Here is a 17,258-nt window from a genome sequence, read left to right as displayed (position 1 = left end):
TGAACACCCGGCCTCCCTGAACGGGCAGCCGCCCGCACGGCGGCCCGTCGGCCCCCGACCCGCTCCCCTCGGGCCGGGGGCTTCGCCATGCCTGCGAACAGGCGTGCCGACGGGGCCCCGGCCGGCCCGTGAACGAGGGGTGAACCCGGTGGTGACGGCGGGCGCGGCGCGGGCGGGTCGCTCTGTCGTCAATTTCCGTCGGTCGCGTCACCCGACCGCAGAAACGTTAGGGTCAAGGGCTCGCGCATCCCTTGACAGAGGGTCGCCTGATAGTCGACACATCCTGCCCACTACCGTGGATTGTGTTGCTGCGAACGCCTTGAACGGCCTAGAGTCGCAAACCGTCGGCATGCTGCCACGCTGACGAATCGACATAGAGTCCTGGATACCCAAGGAGGTAAGACGACTTGTGAATGAGTCGACATTTGCTCCCGGGGGTGGTCAGCCAGGACTGGCGGAGCACATCGCCGGCCAGCCGCGTGAGGAGTCCGGGGCCCGGCAGGCCACCGTGGGCTCGGCCGAGGTCGGCTCGGTCGCACTCCGTACCTTCGAAGCACGCCAGAACACAGCACAGGTGACCACGGTGACCGACTACGACGTCGACCTGCCGGCCCACGGCCTGGCCTACGGAGAGTTCGCCTACGGCGCCTACGACGACCCCGACGCCGAGTACGAACCGGATCCGGAGTACGCCGCCACGCTCGCCCCCGACGCCGCGCGTCAGCGCCGTGAGCGGGTCGGCCCGACCGGGCGCCCGCTGCCGTACTTCCCGATCCCCGCGCCGGTGGCCGAGCACGGTCCCGCGCAGATCATCGCGATGTGCAACCAGAAGGGCGGCGTCGGCAAGACCACGTCGACCATCAACCTGGGCGCGGCGCTCGCCGAGTACGGCCGCCGTGTGCTGCTCGTCGACTTCGACCCGCAGGGCGCCCTCTCGGTCGGCCTCGGCGTCAACCCGATGGAGCTCGACGTCACCGTCTACAACCTGCTCATGGAGCGGGGCCTGACGGCCGATGACGTGCTGCTGAAGACCGCGGTGCCCGGCATGGACCTGCTGCCGTCGAACATCGACCTCTCCGCCGCCGAGGTGCAGCTGGTCAGCGAGGTGGCCCGGGAGTCCGCGCTGGCGCGCGCCCTGAAGCCGCTGCTGCCCGACTACGACTTCGTCATCATCGACTGCCAGCCCTCGCTGGGTCTGCTGACGGTCAATGCGCTGACGGCCGCTCACAGCGTGATCGTCCCGCTGGAGTGCGAGTTCTTCGCGCTGCGCGGCGTCGCGCTGCTCACCGAGACCATCGAGAAGGTCTGCGAGCGGCTCAACCCCGAGCTCCGCCTGGACGGCATCCTCGCCACCATGTACGACTCGCGCACCGTGCACAGCCGTGAGGTGCTGGCGCGCGTCGTCGAGGCGTTCGGCGAGCACGTCTTCCACACCGTCATCGGGCGGACCGTCCGTTTTCCGGAGACCACCGTCGCCGGCGAGCCGATCACGACGTACGCGACCAACTCGGTCGGTGCCGCCGCCTACCGCCAGCTCGCCAGGGAGGTGCTCGACCGGTGCCGCCCCGCCGAGTGAGTCTCCCGGGTGCCGACGAGCTGTTCCGGACCACGGGCGGGATGGCGCTGTCGCCGTCCCTCGCGTCGCGTTCGGCCGCCGAGGCGCCCCGACCGGAGACCGCCAGGGCGGTCAACGGCACCGTCGACGCGGACGGTGCCGAGGGCGCCGAGGGCGTGGGCGGTGCGGAGTACGCGGAGGGCGGTGGCGAGGCCGCGGGCGGTGGCGCCGGCGGTGACGGCGGCGCGGCCGGGGAACCGGGCGAGCACCGGCGGGCCGTGCGCCGGCCGGCCGGTGCGGCGGGCACGGTGCCCGCGCCCGCGCAGCCGGGCGGCCAGGGCGGCGTAGGACAGGGCGTCGGCGGGCCGGGTGCCGGTGCCGGCGGTACGCAGGGCGTCGGCGGGCAGGGCGGCCGGGCCGCCGCACCGGGGCCGCGCCAGCACGCAGGCGCGGTCGAGGAGCCGGCGGCTGCCGGCGGACGGCCGAGGCCGCGGGGCCGGGCCCCGCGCCGTCCCACCGGGCGCGAGCGGCACGACGAGAAGATCACCGTGTACGTGTCCGCCGAAGAGCTGATGGACCTGGAGCACACCCGTCTCGTCCTCCGGGGCGAGCACGGCCTGGCGGTGGACCGCGGCCGGATCGTCCGGGAGGCCATCGCGGTCGTGCTGGCGGATCTGGAGCAGCGGGGCGAGGCCAGCATCCTGGTGCGGCGGTTGCGCGGGCGCTGACGCCCGGGGCCGCCCGTCGGCCCGTCGGAAGCCGCTCCGGCGCTCCGGCGCAGCGGAACTCCGGCGCATCGGGCCCAGCGGCACTCCGCCGGCCCGGTGGGGCCTGCCGGGGTCGTCGAGCTCCGCCTTCGGGGCCGCCGTCGTCGGCGCTCACCGATGTCCCGTGGGTGGTCCGGGCCTCCGGACGGTGCCCCGGTCGCGGCCGGGCCGACCCTGGACCGCGTCCTGGCGGCCCCTGAGCCACCCCTGAGCGGCGCTGAGCGGCTCCCGGGCCCCTGGGGGCGCCCCGGCGCGCGGAGGGCGCCTGAGGGCGGCCGAGGGCCCGGGGGACGGCGCGCGCCGACCTCGTCGGCCGCCGGTAGGCCGGTAGGGGCGTGGAGCCCCCGTCGAGCGTTCCGGGGCCCGGGGTGGGCCCGGGGTGGGTCCCCGGCGGGTCCGGGGTGGGCTTGCGAGGGGTCCGGCGGCCGGTGAAGTACTCCCGGCGGCGTGCGCGGCGGGTGCGGCGTGTCGGTGAGCCCCCGCACGGAGCGGGCGGCGGCACCGGGTGAAGATGGACCGCCATGTCGAGTACGCCCGAACCCTCCGCTGTCGCCGGGACCGCCCGGTCGGTCGAGGCTGTCGCCGCGCCTGCCGCGCCCGCCGCGATGGCCACCGGGGCAGGTGCCGGGGCGGGCGGCGGTGAGCCGCAGGGTGGCTTCCGGGTACGGCTGAGCAACTTCGAAGGCCCGTTCGACCTGCTGTTGAGCCTGATCGCCAAGCACAAGATGGACGTCACCGAAGTGGCGCTGGCGACCGTCACCGACGACTTCATGGCCCACATCAGGGCCATGGGCCCGGACTGGGACCTGGACGTCACGACGGAGTTCCTGGTGGTCGCCGCCACGCTGCTCGACCTCAAGGCGGCCCGGCTGCTCCCGGCGGCCGAGGTCGAGGACGAGGAGGACCTCGCCCTGCTGGAGGCCCGGGACCTGCTCTTCGCCCGGCTGCTCCAGTACCGGGCCTACAAGCGGGCGGCTGCGCTGTTCGGCGACCGCTGGGCCGCCGAGCTGTTCCGCCGGCCCCGGTCCGTCGGCCTGGAACCGCGGCACGTCCGGCTGCTGCCCGAGGTCGTGATCGGCATCGGCGCCGAGCGGTTCGCACAGCTGGCGGCCCGGGCGATGGTCCCCAAGCCGAAACCGGTGGTCTACGTCGACCACATCCACACACCGCCGGTGAGCGTGCGCGAGCAGGCGGGCCTGGTCGTCGGGCTGCTGACCGTGCTGGGGGAGGCGACGTTCCGGCAACTGGTCGCGGACGCGCCGGACGACCTGGTCGTCGTCGCCCGGTTCCTGGCGCTGCTGGAGCTCTACCGGGAGCGGGTGCTGGCCTTCGAGCAGCCGGAGGCGCTCGGGGAGCTGGTCGTGCGCTGGGTGGCCGAGGCGGACCGCGGGGCGGTCGACGTGACGGACGAGTTCGACCGGCCTGCCGGTGAAGGGCGGGCCGCGGACGGCCGGGCCGCCGATGTCCGGGCTGCGGACGTGCGGGCCGCGGACGTGCGGAGAGAGGAGGGCCCGCGATGACGGTCGGGGCCGATGACGGACGGCGGGTGCCTCGGCGGCCGCTCGGGGTGCCGGGGCAGCCGCGGGCCGAGGAGTGGTTGGAGCCTGCGCCCACCGTCCCGGTGGAGCCCGCTGCCGGGACGGAGGGGCGGACGGTGGACGGAGCCCCGGCGGGTGCCGGCCCGGTGACCGTCGGCGGCCTGGCGGGTGCTGGTGCTGGTGCGGGTGTGGCGGCGGGTACCGGCTGCGTCGGCGGTGCAGCTGTCGAGCCGGTCGTCGTGCACCAGAAGTCGGCTCCGTCGACTTCCGGTGCGGCGGAGCGGCCCGGCCCGGAGATGCCGGGGAGCCCGGACGGGCGGGACGGGGTCGTCGGCGCTGAACCGTGGCGGTCCGTGCCGACGGTTCCGTCGGCGGACGGGCCCGGACTGCGGGCGGAGCTGGAAGCGATCCTGATGATCGTCGACGAGCCCGTCGGAGAGGTGCACCTGGCGTCCGTGCTGGAGCGGTCGCGGGCGGAGGTGGCGGCGGCGCTGTCCGGGTTGTCCGCCGAGTACACCGCACAGGGCCGGGGCTTCGACCTTCGACTGGTGGCCGGTGGCTGGCGGTTCTACAGCCGGGCCGTGTGCGCACCGGCCGTCGACCGCTTCGTCCTGGACGGCCGGCAGGCCCGTCTGACACAGGCCGCGCTGGAGACGTTGGCGGTGGTCGCCTACCGGCAGCCGGTGTCCAGATCGCGGGTCTCAGCCGTCCGCGGTGTGAACTGTGACGGCGTGATGCGTACCCTGGTACAGCGAGGACTGGTGGAAGAGGCCGGATCCGAGCCCGAAACAGGTGCGATCCTGTATCGGACGACGAACTACTTCCTGGAACGGATGGGGCTCCGCGGCCTGGACGAGCTGCCGGAGCTTGCTCCCTTCCTGCCCGAGGTCGACGACGTGGAAGCGGAGTCCCTGGAGGGCACGATGATCGCGGAGGCGGTCGCCGCCGCTGCCGTGCAGGCCGTGGACGGCAGTGGCGAGGCCGGTCGGGCTGCGCCTGATCGGTAGGGGGCGGTGAGGTCGGCCGAAACGACCGCACATCCCAGACGGTAAACGACGTACGGACACTTTGATGCGTAGCAGTGGCAACGGCAGGAACAGCAGCGGCGGCGGCAGCGGTCGCGGCGGACAGGGCGGGGGCCGGGGCGGCTCCTACGGGGGCAGCGCCGGTCGTAGCGGGTCGGGCTCGCGCGGCGGTTCGTACGGCGGTGGGTCCGGTGGCGGGTCCGGTTCGTACGGCGGCTCCGGCGGCGGGTCCGGTGCGGGTTCGTCGCGTGGCGGCGGTTCGTACGGCGGGGGCTCCGGCTCCTCGCGCGGCGGCGGTTCGTACGGCGGCGGGTCCGGTGCGGGTTCGTCGCGCGGTGGCGGTTCGTACGGCGGGGGCTCCGGCTCCTCGCGCGGCGGCGGTTCGTACGGCGGCGGGTCCGGTGCGGGTTCGTCGCGTGGCGGCGGTTCGTACGGCGGGGGCTCCGGCTCCTCGCGCGGTGGCGGCCCCTCGCGCGGCTCCGGCCCCTCGCGCGGCGGTTCGGCCTCGCGCGGTGGTTCGTACGGCGGCGGGTCCGGGCGTGATGACCGTCGGGACGACCGTCGTGACGACGGTCGCTTCCCCGACCGGCCGCTGCGGCCGGAGGAGCGGAAGTACGACCGCCCCGAGTTCGGCGGCGGCCCCAACGCCACCCCGGCCCGCGGCGGCTTCTCCGGCCGTCGGCCCAACCCGGCCCCGCGCCCGCGCCGCGAGGGGCAGGGCGCCCCGGGCGACCCGCGCCGCCAGCCGCAGCGCTCGCGTGAGCTGCAGGCCCGGATCGAGGACGCGGTGCTCGCCCGGCACGACAAGCCGGCCGTGAAGCTGCCCAAGACCTTCGGCGAGCCCGAGGGCGAGCGACTGCAGAAGGTGCTGGCGCGTGCCGGCATCGGCAGCCGGCGCGCCTGCGAGGAGCTGATCGACCAGGGCCGGGTCGATGTCAACGGCAAGCGGGTCACCGAGCAGGGCAAGCGGGTCGACCCGGAGAAGGACGAGATCAAGGTGGACGGCCTGACCGTCGCCACCCAGTCGTACCTGTTCTTCGCGCTGAACAAGCCGGCCGGCGTGGTCTCCACGATGGAGGACCCGGACGGGCGGCAGTGCCTCGGCGACTACGTGACCAACCGGGAGACCCGGCTGTTCCACGTCGGCCGCCTGGACACCGAGACCGAGGGCATCATCCTGCTCACCAACCACGGTGAGCTCGCCCACCGCCTCACCCACCCCCGGTACGGCGTGACCAAGACCTACCTGGCCGCGATCCAGGGGCCGATCCCGCGCGACCTCGGCAAGAAGCTGGCGCAGGGCATCGAGCTGGAGGACGGGTTCGCCCGTGCGGACAGCTTCAAGGTGATCTCGAACGTCGGCAAGAACTACCTGGTCGAGGTGACCCTGCACGAGGGTCGCAAGCACATCGTCCGGCGGATGCTGTCGGAGGCCGGCTTCCCGGTCGAGAAGCTGGTGCGCACCCACTTCGGTCCGATCGCGCTGGGCGACCAGAAGTCCGGCTGGCTGCGCCGCCTCACCAACCCCGAGGTCGGTCAGCTGATGCACGAGGTCGGTCTGTAGACCGGTCGATTTCGGTGAGGTGCGTGCCGCTCCCGCGGGCGCCCCTCGCCGAGCCGGTCCGCAGGGTCCGCACCGGAGACGGTGGACCTGTGGACGGGTCCCCCTCGTGACGTGTTTCCGTGAGGGCCTCCCCGCCGTTCGGCGGGGAGGCCCTCACGCCGTTCGGCGGGTCCTGCTGTGAAGCGGGCCGCATCGTCCGGTGATCGTCTTGTCAGCGTCATGATCCGTGGCCGAAGATTGCCACCTGTCCGCGATCCGCCGAGTGGCGGGACTGCGCCACCGGCGCAGGGGCGAGAGGCGAACGGGGAGCGACGCCGTGTCCGATGCACCACTCAGCGCTCTGGGGCTGGCCACGCCGGACGGACGGGTCTACGCGGCGTTGGTGGCCAATCCACAGTCGACGGCCGAGGACCTGGCCGCCCTCTGTGACCTGAGCCTCCAGCAGAGCGTCCGCGCGCTGGACCGGCTGGCACAGCAGGGCATGGCCACCCGGGCCCCGGTGGACCGCCACCGCTTCCTGCCGGTCGCGCCCGACGTCGCGATCGGCACCCTGATAGGCCACCGCGAATCCGAACTGCGCCACGCCAGGGCCGAGATGCACCGGCTGATGGACGCCTTCCGGGAGGCCTCGCGGTACACCGACCCGGCCCACTCGGTCGAGGTGCTGACCGGTGGCGAGGCCATCGCGCAGCGGCTGGAGCACATCACCGAGACCAGCCAGTACCAGGTGCGGGGCTTCGACTGCCCGCCGTACATCCAGGACCCGGTGGCCAACATCCCCCTCCAGCGGCAGCGGATGAAGGAGGGGCTGCGGTTCCGGACCGTCTACGACCGGGAGGCGGTGGCCTGGCCCGGGCGGCTGGAGAAGAACATCCTGGCCGGGGTCGCGGACGGCGAGGAGGCGCGGGTCCGGCCGGTGCTCCCGATGAAGATGATCATGTCGGACGACCGGATGGCGATCATCCCGATCAGTGTGGGTGACAGCGTCCTCGACGCCGCCTACGTGATCCACCCCTCGGCGCTGCTCCAGGCGCTGGACACCCTGTTCGAGGCGGAATGGGAGCGGGCCGTCCAGTTGCAGGCGGCGATCGGCGCCACGGAGGAGACGCCGGAGCCGGAGGCCGACCACCGCAAGCTGCTCGGGCTGCTGGCGGCCGGCCTCACCGACGAGTCGATCGCCCGGTCGCTCGGCTGGAGCGCCCGGACCACCCAGCGGCGCCTCCAGAGCCTGATGCGCGAGCTGGGCGCCACCACCCGCTTCCAGGCCGGCATGGCGGCCCGGGAGCGGGGGTGGTTGTGACGCGGCCGGGTGGGGCGCGGTCGGCTGCGCGGCGGGTGGCCGGGCCGAGGCCGGGGGCCGGTCAGGGAACCGCCGGCCGGGGCGTCCCCGGCCGGTGAGCCGCAGGCCGGTGAGCCCCCGGCCGGGGCGTCAGCTCCAAGGGGTGAGGCCCGCCCAGCGGCCGTCCGGCCCGCGTTCGACCTTCGCCAGACCGACCACCGCCGTCCGGTTCAACCGGCCGTAGATGTGCGGGAACAGCACGCCGGGGGAGGCCCCGGGCGGCGGTGCGCCGTGCGGGGCCTCCCACTTGACCATCGGTTCCACCAGCGACTCCTCGATCAGCAGCGCCATCAGCGGTTCGGGGGCGTCGGCGTAGAAGGCGTTGGCCACGGCCAGCACGGTCTCCTCGTCCGCCGAGCAGTGGATGAACCCGTCGGTGAGCAGCGAGGCCGTGGCGTACGGCCGGCCCGGGTCGGCCAGCCAGTCGTCCAGGGGAGCGAGGTGCAGGATCATGTTCCTGTTGTACCTGAGCGGACGTCATGGCGACGGTTCGCGCGGGTCGGCCGGGTCGCGGGCGGTCGGGCCGAAGGAGGCCAAGCCACGGGCGGTCGGGCCACAGGCGGTCGAGCCACGGGGGGCGGGTCGACGGCGGGGCCGGGGACGCGGGGCTCACAGACCGGCCACCTTGGCGGAGGCCGAGATCTCGTACACCAGTGTGACGGCCCGGCGGGCGCCCGGGCCGAGCGGGACGTCCCAGCGGACGATGCCCTCGGAGTCGAAGGCGTCCGGGGCCGGCGAGCACTCCTCCTTGCGCAGCCGCACCTCCACCGCCGACACCTCGGAGACCGGCACCCGTTCGCGCACCGCGACCAGCTGCTCGTCCCGCTCCTCCGGCCCGGAGAACCGGGAGAGGTAGAGCCGGACCGTGCGGGTGGTGACCGAGCGCTGGCCGAGGCCGGCGGTGGACTGCCGCTCCTCCGTCTCCCGGACCACCCGGTAGCCGTCGGAGCTGCCGAACGACAGCTCGGTGTCGGCCCCCGTGGCCGTGAACGGCAGCTCACCGCGCCCGGTGAAGCCGCTGCCCCGGACCAGCTCGACCGGCCCCGCGAGCAGTGCGTGCCCGGCCGCGTTGCGGAACCTGACCACCTGGGTGACCAGCGGCGACAGCTCCGGCGCGCACGCGTACTCGCTGCGCGCCGGGCCCGTGAAGGTGCCCAGCGGCACCCGGTGCGCCCGCCCGTCGGACGGCACGGTGGCGGGTGCCGGGGCGGGCAGCACCCGCACCTCCCCCCCGTCGTCCACGCCCGGCACCGCCCCGGACGGGCCGAGCGTGGAGACCTCCTCCTCACGCAGTTCGACGTCGACGGTGCGCCGCTCCTCGGTGGTGCGCTCGCGCAGCATCAGCAGGTCCTCGACGAGCGCGGGCGGTTCGGCCGCCAGCGCCGAGCGTGCGGTGGAGAAGGTCAGCCGGGCGCCGGTCCAGTCCTCCCCGGTGCGCTGCCAGACCACCGCCTCCGACTCCAACCGCAGCTCGCCGTCGGTCAGGGTCGCCCGGTAGGAGGGCCGCCAGAGCGCGCACGGCACCAGGTGGCTCACGGTCAGCCGGGCGGGCCCGGCCGCCGCGGCCTCGACGGTGAGGTCGAGGTGCGCGACCAGCTCGGCCGGCTGCTCCTCGGCCTGGTCGAGGGCGGTGAGCGCCTGGGACCGCTGCTCCTCCAGTTCGCGCAGCCGCGAGCGGGTGGCCCGCAGCTCCTCGCCGTACCGCTCCCGTTCGGCGTCCACCCGGGCCAGTTCGCGCGCCCAGCGGGTGCGCTCGACCTCGCCGGCGCCCGCGCCCTCGCCGACCTCGCGCAGCAGGTCGGCGGAGAGCTGAGCCAGCAGGCCCAACCGGGCCTCCAGCCGTTCGAGCAGCCTGCCCTCCGCGCGGGTGTGCTCGTCCAGCCGGTGCAGGCGGTGGCGCAGTTCGGAGTCGTCCGGGCCGGGCGGCAGCGGTGCGCGCGGGGTCCAGGCGCGCACGATGCGGGCGTCCAGGACACGGACGCCCGGGGTGTCGGCCTCGGCGCGCAGGGTGCGGTCGACGGCCAGGGCGGTGAGCGGGCCGAGGCGCAGCCGCTGGATGCCGGGGGCCAGCTCCAGGGTGACGGTGCGCTCGACCTGGCTGCGGTCCTCCAGGCAGGTGACGGCGGTGACGGGGAGAGGGTGGACGGTGACGGCTCCGGTGCCCCCGGGGGCGGTGACGGCGGGGACGGTGCCCCCGGGGACGGTTTCGGCAGGGGCGTTGACGGCGGTGGCGTCGGCCGCGGCGGGATCGAGGGCCGTGCGATCGGGGGCGGGTGTCCTCGGGAGGGGGGTGTCGGTCATCTCGTTCAGTTCCTCCGGTTTCCGCCGACGATGGCCTTTCCGGCCGGGATTCTGATCTGGTAGCCGCCGTCGAGCTCGGCCCGGCCGCCCGGCGGCAGCTCGACCCGCCACAGCCGGCTGCTGGGCGGGCACTCCGGCGAGGGCTCGGTCGGGGCGCGCCAGTCGGCCCGCTCCTCGATCCGGATCTCGGAGTCGGAGCTGACCGGCACCCGTTCGCGGACCTCGACCGTGACCGGGCGACCGAGCCGGTTGGCCAGTTCGACGTGCACCCGGTGGTCGAGCACGGTGCTGTTGTTCAGCATGCCTGCGGTGGACTCGCGAAGCTCGGTGCGGCGCGTCACCTCGACGGACTCCGCGACGCCGATGCCGAGTCGGCTCACCCCGCCGGGGGCGAGGGTGGGCAGGGCCGCGGTGAGCAGGAACTCGTCGTCGACGGTCACCTCGACCGGGCCGGCGAGCACCGCCCGGTCGGTCGGGTTGGAGACCAGCAGGGTGGCGTAGACCTTCTCCTCGACGGCGGGGACGGTCACGTACTCGGGACGGACGGACACCGGGATCTCGTCGATCGTGACGGTGTGCCAGGTGGCGTCCGAGGGGATGTCGGCGGGCGCGGCGGCGTCGAAGCGGTGGTCGAAGGAGCCGGCCGACACCCGCGGGGGCACGGCGTGCCGGGGCAGCGCCAGATGGTCGATGCCCGCGACGAGGTGGCCGACGCCCGGCCGGGCGGAGGGCCGCGGCGCGGACCGCTGCAGGGTGCCCCGGACCCCGGAAGCGGAGTCCGGACCGAGCAGGACGAGCGCCGGGTAGTCCAGCAGCAGGGCGTCGGGGACCGGCGGACCGGCGGGCGCCCCCGGGCCGCCCTCCTCGTACCCGCCGGCGGCGGCCGAGTCGAACCGCGACAGGACGTCGTCGCCGACGCCGAGGCCCTCCGGTGCGGCGGCCCGTCTGCGGCTCGCGCTCCCGCTCCGCGCCCCACGGGCACGGGAGGCGACCGGAGCCGGCGGGGGCGGGGGCGCGCCGTACCCGGCGAAGCCGAGAGCCGGCGGGGCGGCGTGCGGTTCGTCGTAGGCGGAGAGGAGGCCGCCGGCCGGGGCGGCTCCCGGGGCGGCGGGCGCCGGCGGAGGCAGCGCGACGGCCGGGGCGACCGGACCGGCGAGGCGGGGCCGCGGGGCGGCTCCGGCGATCAGTGGGCGCGGCAGCCCGGGGCGCGGGCCGACCGCGTCGTAGCCGGTGAACAGGTCGGCCAGGCCGCCCGGGGGCTCGCGCCAGCCGGAGGGCGGCGGGGCGGGCTGGCTGCGGCCGATCCGCAGCGAACGCAGCTTGGGCAGGTCGGTGCGGCGGTCCAGGTCGGCGGTGGAGAGGGCGAGCCGGACGCCGCTCCAGTCCTCGCCGGTCAGCTGGGCGACGGAGGCCCGCAGGACCAGTCGGCCGGTGTCGGCCCCCTGCGCGTACGACAGCCGGTAGGAGGGCACCCAGCGGGCGGTCCGGACGGTGTACTCCAGTTCGATGTCCAGGTCGGCGGTGCTGGTGGGGGTGGCGGTGCCGGGGGTGTCGTGGTCGCTGCCCGGGGGCGTCGCCGTGAGGGTGAGCAGAACGGTCGCCGAGACCTCCACCGGCCGGGCCGGGCCGGCCGTGGACGAGCGGTTCAGTTGATCGGTGAGCAACTCGGTCTCGTGATGGGCGAGTTCGATCTCGCGCGTCAGCTCCTCCGCGCGCTGCTGGAGCCCGGTGAGGCGTTCGTCGACGAACTCGGCCAGCTCCAGCCAGGCATCGGCGGGCGTCCGGCGGAGCGGTTCGTCGCGGCGGCGCTGCGGTGGGACGGCGCGCAGCGCGGCGGTCTCGGCGACGGCGGCGAGGATCAGCCGCTGGCGCTCCCGGACGGCGTGCTCGCGCTCTCGGGCCTCGTTCAACTTCGCTCGGAGATCGGGGAGTTCGGTGGGTTCGCGAAGTTCGGCGACCGGTTCGAGGCGGGCTTCCGTGACGGCGGTGCCGGCCGGGCCGGAGAGCACCCGGGCGCGCAGCGAGTGCCCTTCCAGGGCCGTGGGCAGCCCCGTCAGCCGGAGCCGTCCGCCCGGCGGTACGGCCACCCGGGCCCGGCGGCGGCAGACCGCGCCGACGGCGTGGACGACGACCGAGTCCAGCACGGACGGCACGGACGGCACTGCGGGGGCGGTGCGGACGGGCGGTGCGGGGGGTGCGGGCGGCGCGGTGGGCGCGGTGGGGTCGACCGGACCGGAGTCGGCCGGGTAGGACGGGGGGCTGGTGGGAGTGGAGGATTCCGGCCGTTCGCCGTGGTCCCCGTCCTGCGGTCGATGCTGGTCGCTGCTGTGCTGATCGTTCACCCGGCCAACCCCTTCGTCTCGTACCGTCGGCGCCGATCGCGCCAGGGCCTCCCCTTGGGCGGCCCATCCTGCCGTGCGTCGGCGCTCCCGTCCCCGGATTTCGCCGTGCGCGGCGTACGGGCGCCGTGGCGTGCGCTCCGTGGCGTGCGTTCCGTGGCCCGAGTGCCGGGGAGCCGGGCGCTTTCGCGCGGGTCGTGTGTGGGGACGGGTGGGAGGGCCGTCCGGTTGCGGTCGCGGTTGCCCTCGCGGTTGCCCTCGGGGGCGCGGTCGCGGTCGCGGTGTCCGTGCGGACGACGGGGATACGAGAGGATGGGGCGGACGTGTCCGACCGATCCGGCGCCGTCCGGAGCCGTTTCGTCCGGTGCGGTCCGTCCGGGCCGTCCCGGGCCCGTACCGCTCCGCCCGGTTCCGTTGTCCCGCTTGCCCGTTCGTTCTGTGAGGAGAGCCAACCCGCCATGCGCACAGCCGTCGTCGTCGGTACCGGACTCATCGGCACCTCCGCCGCGCTCGCCCTCACCGGAAGAGGTCTGACCGTCCATCTGGAGGACGCGGATCCGGACGCCGCCCGCACCGCCGAATCGCTGGGCGCCGGCATCACCGAACCGGCCGACGGTCCGGTCGACCTGGCGATCATCGCCGTCCCGCCCGCGCTGGTCGGCAAGGTGCTCGCCGACTGCCAGCGCCGCGAACTGGCCCGCTTCTACACCGACGTCGCCAGCGTCAAGGCCGGCCCGCGTGCCGACGTCACCGCGCTCGGCTGCGACACCGTCCACTACATCGGCAGCCACCCGATGGCAGGGCGCGAACGGTCCGGCCCGCTGGCCGCCCGCGCCGACCTGTTCGAGGGTCGCCCGTGGGTGCTCACTCCCACCGCGGACACCGACACCGAGACGCTGAACGCCGTCCTCGAACTGGTCGCGCTCTGCGGGGCCATGCCGATCGTCATGGACGCCTCGGCGCACGACCGTGCGGTCGCCCTGGTCTCGCACGCCCCGCAACTGCTCTCCTCGCTGGTCGCCGCGCGGCTGGAGAACGCCGACGAGACCGCCATAAGGCTCTCCGGCCAGGGTGTCCGGGACGTCACCCGGATCGCGGCCTCCAACCCCGGGATGTGGGTGGACATCCTGTCCGCCAACGCCGGCGCCGTCGCCGACGTGCTGGACGAGGTGGCCAACGACCTCGGCGAGACCGTCGGCGCGCTGCGCGCGCTGCAGGCCGCCGAGGAGCGCGAGCGGCGGGGCGGTGCGGCCGGGATCGAGGCCGTCATGCGGCGCGGCAACACCGGCCAGGCCCGCATCCCCGGCAAGCACGGTGCGCCGCCCACCCGGTACGAGACGGTCGCCGTCGTCCTCGGCGACCAGCCGGGCGAGCTGGGCCGGCTCTTCGGCGAGGTCGGTGCGGCAGGCGTCAACATCGAGGACGTGGACATCGAGCACTCGACCGGCCAGCAGGTGGGATTCGTCCAGCTGTCGGTGGCGCCGGGTGCGGTGCGGCCGTTGACGGCGGCGCTGCGGGCCAGCGGGTGGAGCGTGCGGGACTGAGCCGGGCCCGGAGCGGCCCCTCCTCCGGGGCAGGGCGCCGACGGCGGCCCGATCGTTCGGCAGGCCGCGCCGGGGGCGCCGCCCGAACAGGCGTCGGCGGCCGCAGTGGGCCGCGGTGGGCCGCGGTGAGGGTCGACGGGCTGGGGAAGGAGGGAGGGCGGCGGGTGGGTACGACGACTGCGGCGGTCGAAGCGGAGGAGCGGATGTCCGCCTGGGCGCTGCGGCGGGCGGTTGCCCGGCTCCGCACCGACCTGCGCGCACCCGGACGGGGCGGGGAGGCCGTGCCGGGCGCCGTACCGCTGCTGGTCCGCATGCTGCGGTCGGCGCGCGGGCGGACCCGCGCGGAGGCGCTGAGGCTGCTGACGGAGCTCGCGGAGCAACCGGCGGCGTACTGGTGGCCGATCGCGGACCTGGGCGGGACGGCGGTCCTGGCTCCGGTGGTGCCCGAGGTCGTCCGGTCGGTCGCGGATACGGACCCTGACGTCCGGGCGGCGGCCCCGCCGGTGCTGAAGTGGCTCGGTGCCGACGAACCGGCGGCGCCCGCGGCCCTGCGGGCCCAGGCCGGGCGGGAGACGCACGCGGGCGTGCTGGCGGGCCAGCTGGCAGTGCTGGTGGCGCTGCTGCCGGAGGCGACCGGGACGGTAACGTCCGGGGCTGGGTCGGGTGGGGCTGGGTCGGGCGGGACGGAGGACGGAGCCGGGACCGGCGAGGAATCCGATGATCCGGACCGGTACCAGTGGTTCGCTCGGTGGCTCGGGCATCCGAGCCCCACGGTGCGGCTGGCGGCGCTGGCGGGCAGGCTCCGGCTGAGGCCCGGAACGGACGACACGGGGCTGGGCGCCCTCGCGGCAGCGGCGCTGACCGACACGGAGGACCCCGGACGGCCGGCGGTCGGCCTCCTCCACACCATGACCGCCGAGGCACTGGCCGACCGCCCGAACGAGAGCCGGGCCCTGGCCGACGCACTGTTGCGAACGGAGCCGAGCGGCCGGCAGTCGGCGGGACAGCGGGCCGGCTGGGCCCTGGACCGCGCCGCCCGGACGGTCACCGACCGTCGGGCCGACACCGCCGATCTGTACGCCCTGGCCGCACGGCACCTAGACCATCCAGGCTGGCAGGCCCGCGAGAGCGCCGCGCGGCTGCTCACCGAAGCCGGCTCGGCGGCGGCCCCGTACGCGGACCTGCTCGCGCAGAGGCTCTTCGCCCGCCTCCCCACCCACCACGGGAGGCCGGAGGCGTTCGCGCTGGCCCACCTCGGGGACCCGCGGGTGCTGACCTACCTGCGGCACCGGCTCTGCGGCTCCGGCTACGACCTCGCGATCGGCCGGCTGGTCGGCTCCCACCCCGGCGAGGCCGACACCCTGCTGCCCGCGGTCGAAGTCGCGCTCCAGGAGGAGGGCGGAGGCGCGCGGGCGGGCGCGCTGGAGGCGCTGGCCGCGTGGGGACCGGTCGCGGCCCCGGTCGTGCCGCGACTGGTCACGCTGCTGGAGACCGGGGAGGCCCGCCGGACCGCCGCAGCGCTCGGTGCGATCGGCCCGGCGGCGGAGCGGGCCGCACCGCGCCTGCGTGAGCTGGCGGACGGTGTCGGGGTGCCCGCCGTCGGGGCGCAGCGGCCGCGCGACCCGCGCGCACTGCCCTGGCACGGTACGCAGACGGCCGTCTGGGCACTCTGGCGGGTCACCGGCGACCACCTCACGGCGCTGGAGGTGCTGGGCGCCGCCGCCGAGGCCGGTCCCGGCCGGCCGCACCTGCCCTACCTGGCCGACCTCGGCCCGCGGGCGGTCCGGCACGCCGGTGCCGTCCGCGCGCTCCTGACCTCGCCGGGGGAGCGGACCCGGGTCGAGGCCGCGCACGCCTGGTGGCGGCTGACCGGTGAGCCCGGGCCGGCGGTCGACGTACTGGTCGGCGAACTGACCGGCGAGCGGGCGGCGGCGCGGCGGCTGAGGGGCGCCAGGGCGACAGCGGGCCCGATGGGGCCCGCACGGGCCGCGGGCGAGTACGACGACGAGCTGTCGGCGGTGCTGCGCCACCTCACCGCGATCGGCCGGCCGGCCGACGCTGCGGTGCCGGTGCTGGAGGCGTACGTGGAGGGTCACGAGCGGATGCTGGGCGGGGCGGTACTGACGCCCCTGCGTGACGAGCGGCTGACGGCGGCGGCAGGCGAGGCGTTGGCGGCGATCCGGGGCGACTGAGCGCGAGCTGAGGGGGGTGGGGGGCTGCGGGTGGGCGGTCGGTGTCGGGTTCGGGGACGGTTCGGAGCGGGCCGCCCGCCGACCGGGAGCGTCGGGCGGCGGTGCTGGGGCGGCTCTGGCCTGCCCGTGGACCGGCCCGGGCACCGACTGGGCCGGGGTCGGGCGGCGGTCCATTAACCTTGGGGGAGACACTCCCCCGGCTTCCCCCTGGTTCGGGTCGCCATGCGCAGAGATTCAGAGAGAGGTTCGTGCCGTGGATACTGCCGACCGAGCGCACGCCCCGGTCGTCGTCGCCATCGACGGACCCTCCGGCTCCGGCAAGTCGACCGTCTCCCGGGCGGTCGCCGCCCGGCTGGGGCTGAGCTTCCTGGACACCGGTGCGATGTACCGGGCGATGACCTGGTGGATGCTGGCCAACGACGTCGACGTCGACGACCCCGAGGCAGTGGCCGTCGCCTGCGGCAAGCCGGTGATCGTGTCCGGCACGGACGCGCACGGCCCGACCATCACCGTCGACGGTCAGGACGTCGCCGGTCCGATCCGGGGCCCCGAGGTGACCGCGCACGTCAGCGCCGTCGCCGCGGTTCCGGCCCTGCGGACCCGCCTGGTCGAGCTGCAGCGCGGCTGCGCCGAGGTCGCCGAGCGCGGCATCGTCGCGGAGGGCCGGGACATGGGAAGCGTGGTCTTCCCCGACGCGACCGTCAAGATCTTCCTGACCGCGTCGGAGACGGCCCGCGCCGAGCGCAGGGCGGCCGAGCTGCGTGCCAAGGGCGTGGACGAGGCGACCATCACCGCGATGGCCGCCGACCTGGCCCGCCGGGATGCGGCCGACTCCTCGCGGACGACCGCCCCGCTCACCCAGGCCGCGGACGCGGTCCGGGTGGACACCAGCGAGCTCACGCTGGAGCAGGTGATCGACACGATCGCCGCCCTGGTGGAGGAGCGGGCCGGGTTCTCCGCGGTCTGACCGGGGCCGTCGGCCTCCGGGCCGACCGTCCGATCCACCCGGTGACGTCGTCGCCGGGTGACCACCACCGATGAACGGGTGCCGCACCGGCACCTGGACGAACGGGTGCCGACACGGCACCCGGACA

The 17,258-nt window shown here is 75.4% G+C and carries 12 protein-coding genes; 9 read left to right on the top strand and 3 right to left on the bottom strand.

The genetic code is table 11. From position 1 onward, the window contains the following. Positions 1–508 precede the first annotated feature (508 nt). From PUR56_RS05365 to PUR56_RS05340, 6 genes are all read left to right on the top strand, one after another. Positions 509–1,576, top strand: a complete 1,068-nt coding sequence (locus tag PUR56_RS05365) for a ParA family protein (protein ID WP_329882832.1) — start codon at positions 509–511, stop codon at positions 1,574–1,576. Next, positions 1,573–2,283 (top strand): hypothetical protein, encoded by a 711-nt coding sequence (locus PUR56_RS05360; protein ID WP_329948047.1) that lies wholly within the window; start codon positions 1,573–1,575, stop codon positions 2,281–2,283. The genes PUR56_RS05365 and PUR56_RS05360 overlap by 4 nt, the downstream gene beginning before the upstream one ends. Before the next feature lie 560 nt (positions 2,284–2,843). Continuing rightward, the gene (locus tag PUR56_RS05355; protein ID WP_329948046.1) at positions 2,844–3,842 is read left to right on the top strand and encodes a segregation and condensation protein A; all 999 of its coding nucleotides are present in this window, start codon (positions 2,844–2,846) and stop codon (positions 3,840–3,842) included. A 431-nt stretch (positions 3,843–4,273) separates the two neighbouring features. Beyond that, complete coding sequence (scpB, locus tag PUR56_RS05350) at positions 4,274–4,867, top strand: SMC-Scp complex subunit ScpB (RefSeq protein WP_380358137.1); 594 nt, start codon at positions 4,274–4,276, stop codon at positions 4,865–4,867. 64 nt (positions 4,868–4,931) lie between these two features. Then, positions 4,932–6,449: a pseudouridine synthase gene (locus PUR56_RS05345; protein ID WP_329882802.1), complete on the top strand. Its 1,518-nt coding sequence runs from the start codon at positions 4,932–4,934 to the stop codon at positions 6,447–6,449. A 316-nt stretch (positions 6,450–6,765) separates the two neighbouring features. Then, on the top strand, positions 6,766–7,749 hold the full coding sequence (locus PUR56_RS05340; protein ID WP_329882803.1) for a helix-turn-helix domain-containing protein: 984 nt from the start codon (positions 6,766–6,768) through the stop codon (positions 7,747–7,749). A gap of 129 nt (positions 7,750–7,878) precedes the next feature. Here the strand turns inward: PUR56_RS05340 and PUR56_RS05335 are convergent, their stop codons facing one another. The 3 genes from PUR56_RS05335 to PUR56_RS05325 all read right to left on the bottom strand — a co-directional run bounded on the left by PUR56_RS05335 (position 7,879) and on the right by PUR56_RS05325 (position 12,431). After that, positions 7,879–8,241, bottom strand: coding sequence for a DUF952 domain-containing protein (locus PUR56_RS05335; RefSeq protein WP_329948044.1), 363 nt, complete (start codon positions 8,239–8,241; stop codon positions 7,879–7,881). 156 nt (positions 8,242–8,397) lie between these two features. Next, a complete protein-coding gene (locus PUR56_RS05330; RefSeq protein WP_329948043.1) occupies positions 8,398–10,089 on the bottom strand; it encodes a DUF4139 domain-containing protein in 1,692 nt (563 codons plus the stop codon). A 5-nt stretch (positions 10,090–10,094) separates the two neighbouring features. Continuing rightward, positions 10,095–12,431, bottom strand: a complete 2,337-nt coding sequence (locus PUR56_RS05325) for a DUF4139 domain-containing protein (protein ID WP_329948042.1) — start codon at positions 12,429–12,431, stop codon at positions 10,095–10,097. Positions 12,432–12,886: 455 nt separating this feature from the next. On the opposite strand from PUR56_RS05325, the gene PUR56_RS05320 reads away from it, so the two are divergent. The 3 genes from PUR56_RS05320 to cmk all read left to right on the top strand — a co-directional run bounded on the left by PUR56_RS05320 (position 12,887) and on the right by cmk (position 17,131). Then, on the top strand, positions 12,887–13,972 hold the full coding sequence (locus PUR56_RS05320; RefSeq protein ID WP_329882807.1) for a prephenate dehydrogenase: 1,086 nt from the start codon (positions 12,887–12,889) through the stop codon (positions 13,970–13,972). Between the two features lie 164 nt (positions 13,973–14,136). Further along, positions 14,137–16,164 (top strand): hypothetical protein, encoded by a 2,028-nt coding sequence (locus PUR56_RS05315; RefSeq protein ID WP_329948041.1) that lies wholly within the window; start codon positions 14,137–14,139, stop codon positions 16,162–16,164. Between the two features lie 253 nt (positions 16,165–16,417). Beyond that, positions 16,418–17,131, top strand: a complete 714-nt coding sequence (cmk, locus tag PUR56_RS05310) for a (d)CMP kinase (protein ID WP_329948040.1) — start codon at positions 16,418–16,420, stop codon at positions 17,129–17,131. Positions 17,132–17,258 lie beyond the last annotated feature (127 nt).

The organism is Streptomyces sp. BE303 (assembly GCF_036290945.1).
Taxonomy (GTDB): domain Bacteria; phylum Actinomycetota; class Actinomycetes; order Streptomycetales; family Streptomycetaceae; genus Kitasatospora.
This window is presented reverse-complemented; position numbering and strand designations above follow the sequence as displayed.

Bases quoted from the DNA above. Each gene is read 5' to 3' on its own strand.
- PUR56_RS05355 (WP_329948046.1), top strand. From the start codon at position 2,844: ATGTCGAGTACGCCCGAACCCTCCGCTGTCGCCGGGACCGCCCGGTCG.
- scpB (WP_380358137.1), top strand. From the start codon at position 4,274: ATGATCGTCGACGAGCCCGTCGGAGAGGTGCACCTGGCGTCCGTGCTG.
- PUR56_RS05345 (WP_329882802.1), top strand. From the start codon at position 4,932: ATGCGTAGCAGTGGCAACGGCAGGAACAGCAGCGGCGGCGGCAGCGGT.
- PUR56_RS05335 (WP_329948044.1), bottom strand. From the start codon at position 8,241: ATGATCCTGCACCTCGCTCCCCTGGACGACTGGCTGGCCGACCCGGGC.
- PUR56_RS05330 (WP_329948043.1), bottom strand. From the start codon at position 10,089: ATGACCGACACCCCCCTCCCGAGGACACCCGCCCCCGATCGCACGGCC.
- PUR56_RS05320 (WP_329882807.1), top strand. From the start codon at position 12,887: ATGCGCACAGCCGTCGTCGTCGGTACCGGACTCATCGGCACCTCCGCC.